The organism is Virgibacillus sp. SK37 (assembly GCF_000725285.1).
Lineage (GTDB): Bacteria > Bacillota > Bacilli > Bacillales > Amphibacillaceae > Virgibacillus_Q.
On sequence record NZ_CP007161.1, the window covers coordinates 2,523,915 to 2,537,270 of the forward strand.

At 36.2% G+C, this 13,356-nt stretch carries 14 protein-coding genes; 5 read left to right on the plus strand and 9 right to left on the minus strand.

The features are described from left to right. Positions 1-12: 12 nt before the first annotated feature. The 4 genes from X953_RS12945 to X953_RS12960 are packed head-to-tail and all read left to right on the plus strand — an operon-like array spanning position 13 to position 2,003. On the plus strand, positions 13-879 hold the full coding sequence (locus tag X953_RS12945; RefSeq protein WP_040955963.1) for a metal ABC transporter permease: 867 nt from the start codon (positions 13-15) through the stop codon (positions 877-879). Then, a complete protein-coding gene (locus X953_RS12950; protein WP_040955964.1) occupies positions 866-1,279 on the plus strand; it encodes a Fur family transcriptional regulator in 414 nt (137 codons plus the stop codon). The genes X953_RS12945 and X953_RS12950 overlap by 14 nt, the downstream gene beginning before the upstream one ends. Beyond that, positions 1,264-1,662, plus strand: coding sequence for a fluoride efflux transporter CrcB (gene crcB / locus X953_RS12955; RefSeq protein WP_040955965.1), 399 nt, complete (start codon positions 1,264-1,266; stop codon positions 1,660-1,662). Before X953_RS12950 ends, crcB begins: the two co-directional genes overlap by 16 nt. Continuing rightward, the gene (locus X953_RS12960; protein WP_040955966.1) at positions 1,659-2,003 is read left to right on the plus strand and encodes a CrcB family protein; all 345 of its coding nucleotides are present in this window, start codon (positions 1,659-1,661) and stop codon (positions 2,001-2,003) included. Before crcB ends, X953_RS12960 begins: the two co-directional genes overlap by 4 nt. 44 nt (positions 2,004-2,047) lie before the next feature. On the opposite strand, the gene X953_RS12965 is transcribed toward X953_RS12960, so the two are convergent. The 6 genes from X953_RS12965 to X953_RS19835 form a co-directional block, all read right to left on the minus strand. Next, positions 2,048-2,854, minus strand: a complete 807-nt coding sequence (locus X953_RS12965) for a VLRF1 family aeRF1-type release factor (RefSeq protein ID WP_040955967.1) — start codon at positions 2,852-2,854, stop codon at positions 2,048-2,050. Positions 2,855-3,005: 151 nt separating this feature from the next. Continuing rightward, on the minus strand, positions 3,006-4,493 hold the full coding sequence (locus X953_RS12970) for a BCCT family transporter (RefSeq protein WP_040955968.1): 1,488 nt from the start codon (positions 4,491-4,493) through the stop codon (positions 3,006-3,008). Between the two features lie 489 nt (positions 4,494-4,982). Beyond that, a complete protein-coding gene (locus X953_RS12975; protein ID WP_198023274.1) occupies positions 4,983-6,266 on the minus strand; it encodes a C40 family peptidase in 1,284 nt (427 codons plus the stop codon). Positions 6,267-6,534: 268 nt separating this feature from the next. Then, the gene (gene aceA / locus X953_RS12980; RefSeq protein ID WP_040955969.1) at positions 6,535-7,812 is read right to left on the minus strand and encodes an isocitrate lyase; all 1,278 of its coding nucleotides are present in this window, start codon (positions 7,810-7,812) and stop codon (positions 6,535-6,537) included. Further along, on the minus strand, positions 7,812-9,413 hold the full coding sequence (gene aceB, locus X953_RS12985) for a malate synthase A (RefSeq protein WP_156958488.1): 1,602 nt from the start codon (positions 9,411-9,413) through the stop codon (positions 7,812-7,814). The genes aceA and aceB overlap by 1 nt, the downstream gene beginning before the upstream one ends. A 71-nt stretch (positions 9,414-9,484) precedes the next feature. Further along, entirely contained in the window at positions 9,485-9,580 is a 96-nt protein-coding gene (locus X953_RS19835) for a hypothetical protein (protein WP_019377605.1), read from the minus strand. A 191-nt stretch (positions 9,581-9,771) separates the two neighbouring features. Here X953_RS19835 and X953_RS12990 point away from each other — a divergent pair, with 191 nt between their 5' ends. After that, complete coding sequence (locus X953_RS12990) at positions 9,772-10,785, plus strand: aromatic acid exporter family protein (protein WP_040955970.1); 1,014 nt, start codon at positions 9,772-9,774, stop codon at positions 10,783-10,785. Positions 10,786-10,955: 170 nt separating this feature from the next. Here X953_RS12990 and X953_RS12995 read toward each other — a convergent pair whose 3' ends face one another. From X953_RS12995 to liaF, 3 genes are read right to left on the minus strand one after another with little or no spacing between them, the layout of a single operon-like run. After that, a complete protein-coding gene (locus tag X953_RS12995) occupies positions 10,956-11,585 on the minus strand; it encodes a response regulator transcription factor (RefSeq protein ID WP_040955971.1) in 630 nt (209 codons plus the stop codon). Then, entirely contained in the window at positions 11,578-12,609 is a 1,032-nt protein-coding gene (locus X953_RS13000) for a sensor histidine kinase (protein WP_040955972.1), read from the minus strand. The genes X953_RS12995 and X953_RS13000 overlap by 8 nt, the downstream gene beginning before the upstream one ends. Then, complete coding sequence (liaF, locus tag X953_RS13005; RefSeq protein ID WP_040955973.1) at positions 12,606-13,343, minus strand: cell wall-active antibiotics response protein LiaF; 738 nt, start codon at positions 13,341-13,343, stop codon at positions 12,606-12,608. The genes X953_RS13000 and liaF overlap by 4 nt, the downstream gene beginning before the upstream one ends. Between the last annotated feature and the right edge of the window lie 13 nt (positions 13,344-13,356).

Consider the following 13,356-nt stretch of genomic DNA (forward strand, 5'->3'; position numbering starts at 1 on the left):
GGAGGAAGCTAAATGTTAGCAGATTTTATAGAATATGATTTTTTAAGAAATACATTTTTTACAGGTTTATTAATTGGAGTCATCGCCCCATTGCTCGGAACTTTCGTTGTCGTAAGACGGCTGTCATTAATAGCCGACGCGCTATCTCACGTTACTCTAGCTGGGATAGCATTTGGTTTATTTATTGAAAAAAAGTTTGCAATAACCTTTATTACACCTATTTACAGTGGAATGGCGTTTTCAGTTATTGGTTCTATTTTTATCGAAAAGCTGCGCGGGGTTTACAAGGCTTATCAGGAACTTGCGATCCCGATTATATTGTCTGGTGGCGTTGGGCTAAGTGTCATTTTTATTTCACTTGCAAACGGCTTTAATACAGATCTATTTAATTATCTCTTTGGTTCTGTATCTGCAGTAAGTCTAAAAGATTTGTATTCCATCCTGACAATTAGTGTTATTGTCCTTTTATTGGTTGGCTTATTCTACAAAGAGTTATTTACCCTTTCATTTGATGAAGAGCATGCGAAAATCTCAGGAATTCATTCAAAGCCAATTCATTTTTTATTTATCGTATTAACTGCACTTGTCATAGCCGCTTCTATTCGTATTGTCGGTGTGTTGCTCGTTTCTGCACTAATGACTTTACCAGTCGCAGCCAGCATGCGATTAGCTAAAGGGTTTAAACAAATGATGTTTTTGTCTATTGCCTTTGGTGAATTAGCTGTTATTATGGGTTTAATATCAGGCTATTATTTCAGCATACCACCTGGAGGAACTATTGTTGTTATATCAATCGGTATACTACTGTTATCCATCGGTATTAAAAAGATTACAATTAATAGGATAAGAAAGCAGGTGAACATGGATGGATATCAATGATGCAATGAAACGATTAAAGGAAAATGGTTATAAAGCTACGGGTAAAAGAAAGGAAATATTAGAGTTTTTTCAACAAGCAGATGGTTATCGTACAGCAAAAGATTTGATACAAAAACTTGAAAAACGGTATAAAGGCATTAGCTTTGATACCATATACAGAAACTTACATTTATATACAAAGATAGGTATTTTAGAAGCAACAGAGCTTAACGGTGAAAAGCAATTTCGATTCACATGTACGCATCATCACCATCATCATTTTATATGTAAAGATTGTGGAAAAACAAAAGAAATAGATGTATGTCCTATGGGTGAAGTGAAGCAAGCATTAGCAAATTATGAAATTGAAGACCATAAATTTGAAATCTATGGATTGTGCCCGCTATGCAAACCCGCATAAGCATAAACCTGCTTTTGATAATTGGAATTGGAGGAATGATTGGATCCACTTTAAGGTACTTTATTTCTCTGATTCTTATTTCAAATTCACCTGTTTTTCCTTTATCTACCCTCACTGTTAATCTGTTAGGGTGTTTTTTATTAAGTTACTTATTAAACATTGAAAAAAGAAGAAAATTACTCTCCCCTCATCTTATGACAGGCTTAACAACAGGAGTTCTGGGCTCCTTTACCACCTATTCAACATTTGTGGTGGAAACAATTACTCTAAACTCATCTACCTTTTCTATAACCATCCTGTATATTGTTAGCAGTTTGGGAGGCGGCTTACTCTGCTGTTATGCCGGTTTTAAACTAGCTAATAGAAAGAAGGTTGCTAAATGAGTATACTCTGTGTGGCTGCAGGAGGCTTTCTAGGCTCTATTTGCCGTTTTTCCATTTCTATATTATTAAATAAACGGGTAATTGGTACATGGATAGCAAATCTATCTGGGTCAATTCTGCTTGCCTTCCTGTTTAAGTGGCAGTATAATGAGGTAATTGGTGAATTGGTATGGCTGTTTTTAGGTATCGGATTTTGTGGAGCCTACACCACATTTTCTACATTTGGAAATGAAACAATTAATTATATTCTCCAAAAAGAGTATTTGAAAGCATCAGCCTATATCTTTTTTTCATTATCTATTCCACTATTAGCAGTATATTACATATTTTCAATTAGTTAATTGGGCAGTAAAAAAACAGCTTGGAGATCCAAGCTGTTTTTTACTTATCCAAATACTTCTGCAAGAACTTTAGATTCTTCATGGTCAAGCATATTTTTTTGAATTACCTCGTCTACTTGTTTATTCATTTGTTCCTTTAACTCTTGAGAAGGATCCGACTCTCCTACAATCACAATCTTCTCCCACTCTTTATCCTTAGCAGCTTTATCTAATTTTGGAGCAATCTTTTTGTACCAGCGCTGTTTATTCGCTTCATATCTAGCTGCAAAATTATCCTTTTGAGCATTTGTCGCTCCTGGCGCCATTGAAGATGCATTTGCTTTTCGAGGTCCTACTTTCTGCCTCCAATCATCCGTATCAAGGTTTAGTTCATAAGAATAAATTTCCTCAATCTCATTTAGATATGATTCTATAACTTTTACTTCATTCTGTTGAACGAGCACAATTCCTGTTTTAGGATAACTCTTCTCCAGTTTCTTTAGTTGACCTAGTTCAGGCGTTTCCTGCCAAAAGAATTCTGTTTCTAACCGCATTTGAACTCGATCTGCAAACCACACTTCTTCATCAGCAGTAGCTATGATGACGACACCACGGAGGAATTTCTGTTCATTTCCTTTTATAAATTTATCTACCTTCTGTTTAACTAATTGGAAATTTTTTAGTTCTTCTTTATCTTCATCCTCTTTTAAATAGCTTTCGAAATTGCGCATGCCATTTTTATAGTGGATTTTCCACTCTCCACCCTGTTGTTCAGGATCAGATGGGTCCGTATTTAAGTACATCGTAAAAACCTTATTAGTATCATTTCTTCTTATATTTTCCAACTCTTTAATTTCTTTTGCTAAATCCATATACTCAGGCACTCCTTTGTTTTCATTAGTTAATAATATTTATCCTATATTAACTTCCGTTAAACATCCGAACCAAAGTACAGTGTAGAGAAACATGGAACTCTTCCTATTTACTTGCATATTAAACCAATCCATTACTTTTTTAATACTATTACTTTATGTCTCTCTTAATCATTTTTAAAAACGATACAACTATTATTAATAAAATGATTGTAAATGGCAACGCCGATATTAATGAAGCTGTCTGCAACGCATTTAGCCCACCAGCAAGCAATAGTACTACAGCAATAGCCGTTATTAACACACCCCAGATGATTTTTACGATTAGAGCTGGATTCAAGCTTCCTCTGGAGGTCATACTTCCCAAAATATAGGTAGCAGAATCTGCAGAAGTCACTAAAAATGTAAAGATTAAAAAGATAGACAAAAGAGAAAGAATGGTTGTCATTGGAAGATTCCCAAACGTTTCAAATAAAGCAACAGCAATATCCGCATTCACAGCTTCAGCTATCTGAGTACCATTAAATAAATCGCTATGAATCGCTGTTCCTCCAAACGCAGCAATCCATAAACAAGCAATTGCAGGGGGTACGACTAACACACCAAATACAAATTCACGTATCGTTCGACCTTTGGAGACCCTTGCAACAAATGCACCTACAAACGGAGACCATGCAGTAGACCATGCCCAATAAAATATGGTCCAATCACGAACCCACGTGTCCTCGGAATATGGGGTTAGACGCAGACTGTATTGAATAAAGTTGGTAAAATAATCTCCTAGACCAAGGACAAACGTATCTAATATAAATACGGTTGGCCCGGCAAAAAATACAAAAAGGAGTAATAAAAGGCATAGGCCAAGATTTAAATTACTTAGCCATTTAATACCTTTGTTTAGACCAGTACTCGACGATAAAAGATAAGTTACTAACATCACTCCTGCTATTGCTACTTGTACCACGATCGAATTTGGGAGGTTAAAAACAGACTTTAACCCTCCATTCATTTGAAGTATTCCTAATCCGAGAGATGTTGCTACACCCATGACTGTAGCAATAACTGCTAATGAGTCTATCGTGCCACCTAATGCTTTATTTTTACCAACCACTGGCTGAATTGCAGTGGAAATCAAGCCTTTTTTCTCTTTTTTAAATTGAAGATAGGCAATTACTAAGCCAACCACAGCAAAAACAGACCACTGGCTGATCCCCCAATGGAAGAAAGCATACCCCATTGCAACCCGAGCAGCTTCTTCTGTTTGAGCTTCTATACCAGGAAATGGTGTTTCAAAAAAATGACTCATTGGTTCAGCGACACCCCAGAATACTAGTCCCGCTCCAAAACCTGCAGAGAAAAGCATACCGATCCATGTGAAAAAGGTATACTCTGGCCGAGAATTAACTGGTCCTAAACGGATTTTACCGTATTTACTAAACGCCAGACCTACAAGAAATATAATAAAAATAAAAACAGCTAATAAGTAGAACCATCCAAATGAACTGGTCGTAAATGTAAAGAGCTTATTTGCAACAGCTCCAAATTTATTTGGCATAACTGCTCCAATAATAACCAGCAATAAAACGATGATTGCGGATACATAAAGTACGGGATTTTTAAATGTTTTTTTTGTGTTCATAACAGATCCTTTCCATTGATTTTTTTATGTAATGTAAACTGTAACTATAGGTTACGTTTACATATATGTATAATAAGTACCCCGGTAAGTAAAAACGAAACGCTTTTATTTTTTCTCACTGACATGATATCGAACATATTACACACAGCAACCGACACTTGTTTACATTAACATAGGCTACTAACGTAACTAAAGCGAAATATTAAATTCGCAGTAGGAGAAAAATCCGAAGTACCGACAAAAACTATCGGCTGCAGAGTGAAAGTATCCGCCGTAGATGAGATTAATCGACAGCAGAACAAGATTATCCAGCGTACTTATTCATGAATTTCTATATAGTTTTTTCTTACCATATATTGGTTTCCGAAACGGCCGTTAACAGTACTACCAAGTTACTTCAGAGTTTATCTATTTTGCAAATCATTTGGTAACACGAACATATATATTTGAATGCAAAAAATCCACCCTATAAGGATGGATTTTCTTTTATTATCTAACTCTTCTTACATGTCCACTAAACTTTTGGTTCCAGTAACCACTGTTCATATTGGCAACAGCTACACCTGTTGAGCTTTGAGATCCAATGAATCTTCCGCCACCTAAATAGATTCCAACATGACCATTTGTCTTATATGTGTTAAAGAACACTAAATCACCAGGCTGTGCATTACTATATGAAACTTTAGTACCTACACCAGATAAACCACCAGTGCTAGCTGGTACTGAAACTCCGCCTTGGGAAAATGCCCAAGATACGAACCCGGAGCAATCAAATCTTCCTCTTGCAATATCAGAAGCACTTCTTCCTCCACCGAATACATAAACAGAATTACCAATATATCTGTTTCCAGCATTTAAGATTGCACTCATTCCGCCACTGCCTTTAGAAGCTGTTGGAGCGGAAGTATTACTGCTTCCTTTACTCTTTTCACTACTTAATGTAGACAATTGGGAACTTGAGCTTTCTGAATGATTCGATGAAGCAGTTGTTCTTGCTGGTGGTGCAGTAGCTGCAGCAATATTTTGCTTTACTTCTCTTTCAAGTGAAGCCAAATTACTATCTTTAATTTGTAATTCTTCCTTCATCGTAACAAGTTCACTTTTCTTTTCTTTAAGAGATTTCTTTTTCTCTACATTTTGTTTCTTTTGTTCATTAATAGTGGACTGCATATCTTCTAATTCTGCCTTCATATCTTTCAAGTTATCAAGCTTGTCCACTACTTTATCTTGTTTTTCCTCAACTTCTTTTTTATCTGCTTCCTGTTCTTCCATTAGTTTAGCGTCTGAATCGGCAATTTTATTTACAGCTGATACTCTGCTGATAAAATCTCCAAAGCTTTGTGCTCCAAATACTACTTCAAGGTAGCTAATATCTCCGCCACTTTTCTGGTAGGAAACCATTCTTTCTTTAAGTATTTCAAATCGTTTTTCAATTGCAGCTTCCAAGTCGGCTATTTCCGCTTCTAATTTTTCTACTTCTTTTTTTGTTTTTGAAATGGACTGCTCTGTTTCATCCATTTTTGCTTTATTTTCTTTTAAAGCGTCATTTACTCTTTCAATATCTTTATTAAGTGTCTCTAATTCTACTAAAACTTTTGAAATCTTTTCTTCCGCTTCTGATAGATTTGCTTTCACCTCAGAGCGATCATTTTGTATTTGTTCTTGTTTGTTTTTCAAATTATTTACTGTTTCAGCATGGACATTTGAACTGAAAAATGCACTACTCAAACCAACTACCGCTACAGTAGTCATAGTCATTATTGTTTTTTTCAACTTCTCTTCCCCGCTTCCTAATTCACATCCGCAACTTCGTTATGTATGTATGTCTCTCTATCTATCTATTACTAAAAACATTGCGAGAATGTGTATAATATATAAGTAGTATGTGGTCCTTTCTATCTTTAGGACATTTGTAGTATAACATCCATATTTTTCACTCATGTTATGACAATGTTACAATTATATTTCAATAATGACACTAAACCTCTTTTTTCATAAAAAAATACTCCTTTCTTCGTTGAAAGGAGTACTTTAATGTAACTTAGTTAGTAAATTGCTCTTCTTCTGTAGATCCCTTTAAGGCTGCAGTGGAAGAAGTCCCGCCTGATATCACTTGAGCTACTTCATCAAAATAACCTGTACCAACTTCCCTCTGATGTCTTGTAGCGCTATATCCGTAATTTTCACTTGCAAATTCTGCTTGTTGTAATTCAGAATATGCGGCCATTCCTCTATCTTTGTACTTTCTAGCTAGGTCAAACATACTATAATTGAGTGCATGGAAGCCTGCTAATGTAACAAACTGGAATTTATAGCCCATTTTCCCTAATTCTTTTTGAAATTCAGCTATTTCACCATCCGACAATTTTTTCTTCCAATTAAACGATGGTGAGCAATTGTATGCTAGTAGTTTATTTGGGTATTTTTCATGAATGGCTTCTGCGAATCTTTGCGCCTCCTCTAAATTAGGCTCTGAAGTTTCACACCAGATAAGATCGGCATATGGAGCATAGGCTAATCCCCTTGCAATTGCTTGCTCCAAACCTGCTTTCGTTTTGTAGAATCCTTCCGGTGTACGTTCGCCTGTAATAAATTCTGCGTCATAAGGGTCTATGTCACTTGTAATTAAATTAGCAGCATTCGCATCCGTTCTAGCTATAATAACGGTTGGTGTCCCCATTACATCGGCTGCAAACCGTGCTGATATTAAATTTCTTACAGAAGTTTGAGTAGGTAAAAGAACTTTCCCTCCTAAATGTCCGCACTTTTTTTCGGAGGACAACTGGTCTTCAAAATGGACTCCTGAAGCACCAGCTTCTATCATAGCTTTCATTAATTCAAATACATTTAATTGCCCTCCGAATCCTGCTTCAGCATCTGCTACAATTGGAGCAAACCATTCAATGGAATGATCTCCTTCTGCATAATGTATTTGATCAGCACGCTGTAATGCCTGATTAATACGTTTCACTACATTAGGTACACTATTTACCGGATACAAGCTTTGATCAGGGTACATTTGGCCAGCCATGTTGGCATCTGCTGCTACTTGCCAACCACTCAGATAAATTGCCTTTAACCCTGCTTTTACTTGCTGAACTGCCTGATTCCCCGTCAGGGCACCTAATGCATTAATATAAGGTTCTTTATTAATTAGATCCCAAAGTTTTTCAGCCCCCTTGGCTGCAAGTGTATACTCCATATCAAGTGATCCACGTAGACGAATAACATCTTCCGCATCATAAGGTCTTTCTACCCCCACCCAACGCAACTCATTATCCCACTCTTTTCTTAATACTTCTGCACGATTATTAACCATTATTTATTTCCCCCTTTTAATAATTGCTTATATGCAGGCAATGTAAGAAATTCAGCAAATTCATCCTGGTTGATTAACTTATTAAATAGCTCTGCAGCCTGATCAAACTTGTTATTTTTATAAACATCTTCACCAACTTGATTTTTAATTTTAACTAATTCTTCCTTCATCATTTTTTCTACCAGTTCTTTAGAAATATTTTCCCCATTATTCAATTTCCCTTTTGGATGGCGGATCCATTGCCAAACCTGTGCACGTGAAATTTCTGCCGTTGCAGCATCCTCCATTAAATTATTAATGGGAACTGCTCCTCTCCCCATAAACCATGCTGCTATATATTGAATTCCCACGTTAATATTCGTTCGAAGCCCTGCTTCCGTGATCTCTCCTTTTGGTGCTTCCAATAAATCTGTTTGTGTTACTTGAACATCCTCTCTTTTTCTAAAAATTTGATTTGGCGTCGGCATTCGTTTATTAAAAACTTCTTTGACCAACTGTACCATTCCGGGATGAGCAACCCATGTTCCGTCATGGCCGTCATTTACTTCGCGTTGTTTATCTGCCCGTACTTTATCATAGGCAAGTTCATTCGCCTTTTCATCATTTTTAACCGGTATATGTGCAGCCATCCCCCCCATTGCAGGAGCATTTCGTTTATGGCAAGTTTGGATTGCCAATAAAGAATAAGCCCTCATAAAGGGAACCTCCATTGTCACTACCGAGCGATCAGGTAAAAGTATTTCAGGATCCTGATGAAATTTCTTTATGAAACTAAAAATATAATCCCAACGTCCGCAATTCAATCCTGCTGAGTGCTCTTTTAACTCATACAATATCTCATCCATTTCAAAAGCAGCGGTTATGGTTTCAATTAACACAGTTGCTTTAATAGTTCCCTGAGGAATACCAAGTTCATTTTGCGAGAATACAAAAATATCATTCCATAGTCGTGCTTCAAGATGGTTCTCAATCTTAGGCAGATAAAAATATGGTCCTGTTCCCCTACTTAATAATTCTTTCGCATTATGATAAAAATAAAGTCCGAAATCAACGAGGCTTGCAGAAACAGGTTTACCTTGAAAGGTGATGTTTTCTTCATCCATATGCCACCCTCGCGGTCTTACAATAAGCACAGCTGTTTCATCATTCAATTTATAGTGCTTTCCTTTCTCTGATTGAAAGTCAATTTTCCTTCGAATAGCATCCTTTAAATTTTGTTGCCCATCCATAACGTTTTCCCATGTAGGAGAAGTAGCATCCTCAAAATCAGCCATAAACCCAGTTGCTCCTGAATTTAATGCATTAATGATCATTTTTCGATCAACAGGCCCAGTTATTTCTACTCTTCTATCCTTCAAATCTTTTGGGATAGGATCAATGGTCCAATTACTATTACGTATCTCTATCGTTTCAGAAAGAAAATCAGGCTTCTTTCCTTGGTTCATCTTTTCTTGTAATTGGGCCCTTATTTTTAGTAAATTAATCCTTCTCTCATTAAAATGCATGTGTAGCTTTTCAATGAATTCCATAGCCATAGGATCCAAAATTGCTTCATATTTTTTCTCAGGAATAATCGTTAATGCTTCACTTTTCATTAACATTCATCTAACCTCCTTGTTATGACACAAATGTAATTAATTAATATTGTTGTATAACAGTAATGCCAAAAAAATTAGTCTTCCTTTTTAGAGAGACAATAATCGCATTCCATAAGGTAACTCTTTTCTTCCATTGGTTTTCCACACTCAGGACATGTTCTTTTCGTCATTCCTACACCTCCTTATATACAACAGTTATACTAATGTTTATTTTGTTATAATACAGTCTATTCGATTATTTTAAAAATTGCAACCCTTTTCCTAAAAAATATTTGATTATTTTACTTTCTTGTTGGAAAATAGATAGTGCGATAAGCTAGGAAATACGATAAAGACAACGTTTAATTGAGGTGTAGCTTTAGTGAGGAAAATTGTAGGGGGACGAGTAATTAAAACAGGGGTTGCTATATTTTTAACAGCTTGGATATGTGAGCTACTGGATTGGCCACCAGTATTTGCAGTAATTACAGCAATCGTTTCTATTGAGCCAACAGTATCTGATTCCATCAAAAAGGGAGTTATTCGATTTCCTGCATCAGCAATCGGCTCTGCCTATGCTGTATTCTTTATTTCGATATTCGGTAATTCCCCATTAACTTATACCTTGGCCGCTGTCTTTACGATCGTGACTTGTTTTCGTCTAAAGTTACATGCAGGTTTACTAGTAGCAACATTAACAGCTGTAGCAATGATTGAAGTAATACACAGTAACTTTTTATTTTCTTTTTTCATTCGACTTGGCACAACTACCGTCGGTTTATTAGTTTCAACTGCTGTGAATATGTTTGTGCTACCACCTGACTACAAAAATGATATAAAGAATAACATCCAATCGATGGCAAAGCGTACAGGGAAAATTATTGAGAAAGTATTCAGAGATATTCTAGAAGATAAGCATGATGATCAGGATGAAATAGAAAAGGAAATGGTAGCCGAGTTGGATAAAAAAATCTTACAGACAGAGCTACTTATCAGATTTCAAAAAGATGAAGCTAAATACCATCCGCTAGCTGCAAGTGAAAAACAACAATTCCAAAAAGTTCAAGACCAAATAGTAAGGCTGCGCTTGATTCACTACCATATGGACAATCTAATTAACAGTCCCTTAAAGGATATATCTTGGTCTGTGGAGGAACGGAAGATCATTCTTCATGCTGTTACAGAATTGACCAAAGCATTGAGGAATCCCGCTTATTATCAACCTGAAAAACATCAAATGGAATTACAACAAATCACTGAGATATTCTGGGAGGATAATGAAGAGATTACAAAAAACAGTGACAAGCATCCAACAAAATTTCCACCCGAACTTATTATTCTTTATGAATTAGTTGCGGTTTACAATCTTGTAGATCGATTTTATAACATTAAATAGGCTGGCATAACTAAGTAATATTTTTAAGTAAAAATTCAAATGTAGGTATGATTTGATCAAAATAACCGCGTCACTAAGTAGTAAAAAATAAAAATCCGAACCAAGATTTATTATTAAATCGGTTCGGATTTTAGTTTTTTATTAGTCTCTTTTTAGTTGTACGTTTAACTTCAAACCAAATTATTGTTAAATGCATAAATAACCGCCTGGGTTCGGTCCTGTACTTGTAGTTTTCCCAATATATTACTTACATGTACCTTTACAGTTTTTACCGCTATAAATAATTCATCTGCTATTTCCTGGTTGGACTTCCCCTGTGCGATTAGTAATAAAATTTCTGTTTCCCTATCTGTCAACTGATTATGAAGGTATTCATCATTCTTTGACCGCATTCGGTTCATAATCTTTCCAGTCACTTCGGGTTCCAATATAGACTGACCTTGATAGGTAGCGCGAATCGCCTCAGCTATTTCACTTGCTTTAGAAGTTTTCAACATGTAACTTGCAGCACCTGCCTCCAAGGCAGGATATACCTTATCATCATCAAGAAAGCTTGTTACAATGATGATTTTTGCTTCCGGCCATTGCTGAATAATCTGTCTAGTTGCTTCTATTCCATCCATTTCCTTCATCACAAGATCCATCAAAATAATATCAGGTTTTAATTTCAAAGCTAATCTGACAGCCTCTCCTCCATCATCCGCTTCGGCAGTTACATTTATATCTTTCTGTGCAGACAAATATGCCGATACACCGATTCGTACCATTTCATGGTCATCGGCAAATAAGACATTAATCATGGTGTTCCTCCTCCAAGCTTAAGTTAGGAACTTTTATCTCCATTCTAGTTCCCTCTCCTGGTATACTTATTATTTTAAATGAGCCGCCAATTTCAAAAGCTCTTTCCCGCATATTCTGTAACCCATATGAATTCGTTTTAACGGTATCTATGTTAAAACCAATTCCATTATCGACCACCCGAAGAATAACTGTCTCATCTCTTTCCATAAGCATTACCTCAAGATCAGTAGCTTTCGAATGTCTTAAGGTATTCGAAACCGATTCCTGCACAATGCGAAAAAGTTGGTCTTCAACACCCTTATCTACAGGAAATGCTTCAATTTTCCAGTTGATCTTCATCGGTACTTTTTCGGTTAGTTCGAGTAGTAACTCCTTAATCCCCTCGTGTAAAGACTTACCTTTTAATGCTACTGGTCGTAAATGAAGTAATAAAGCGCGCATCTCCATTTGAGATTGTTGAATCATATTTTCAACTAGTTGGAGTTGTTTTTTTATTGGTGTATAAGTATTCTCCTCATTAATCGCAGACATCATCATGGAGGCTGCAAACAACTGTTGACTGACGGAGTCATGCAATTCCCTTGCAAGCCTGTTCCTTTCCTGGACTACTACTTCCTGCAAACTTTTCTCGCGCTCTGTTGCCCGGTCAGTTGCCAAACGCTGAGCAACTTCTGTTTGATCTCGAATTTTTTCTTGAATCTGTATTAAAAAACGTTCTATATTCTTTATCTCTTTAAATTCTTGCGTAGCTTTTACCTTTCTACCTTTCAATAACTCATCCATTTGTTTTTCAATATGGCGAACCCGTTGTTGCCAATATGTACCTGTAATTATTCCAATAATCGCACCACCAACAATTGGTATACCAAACACAATGACAAGATAATTGACTTCCCCTACTTTTTTCTCGGCTATCATCGTCCAATTATCCACAAAAACGAGTAAGGTAACAACAGTCACAATAAAAGACAAGATAAATCCAAGTAGTACAGCAGTGAAGATATGACGAATGATTGTATTCATATTCGCTTCACCTCAATATCTCCGGAGAAAACGGAAGTGATTATCTTCACGCGTGCTTGAGATTCATCATACTTTTCTGTCTTGTATATTAATGACTGATTCATTAGTTTTGTATGGTACTGATCTAAAATTTGGGCGCGGCCAAAGAAAGAGCTATGAAGGATACTCACTTCTATATCATAAGGCACATAGATCTCTATATTACCAACCAGGTGACGAATGGATATAACAGCTGTGTCATTAGGAAGAACAGTATTACTAAAGTCAATCACTCTATCCCCCATTATTCCATGGATATTTATATCTCTCCATTGGTAAGCTGCATCGTCTGTTTTGTCTCCTTTAAAAAACGAGTTATCAAATAGCGGCTCTACCTTTAGTACAGCAGAACCGGCAATATCTTCTTTTTGATTTGGTAGTATAGTAGGATAGGTTACTTCTGCATTTTTTTTTGATTTAGAATAATTCATTATAAATAAGATAATAGCAGCAATGATCAGAAAGCGGACAGCAAGCATATTTAAAATAGAAAATGCAGCTCCTGCTATACCAAACCAAAAAAATATTTTCCCCCATAGTTGGAGGAAGTTTTTCCACCCAATATAGATAAATAATGAACAAAATAAAGCAGATGCGATCATTCCACCATGAAAAAAGGTTAGCTCAATAATGAAAAGGACCACCCCAATGATTAATATCCAATTAAGTGTATTTGTATTCAAATGCTTAAACATCGAGCGCCCTCCC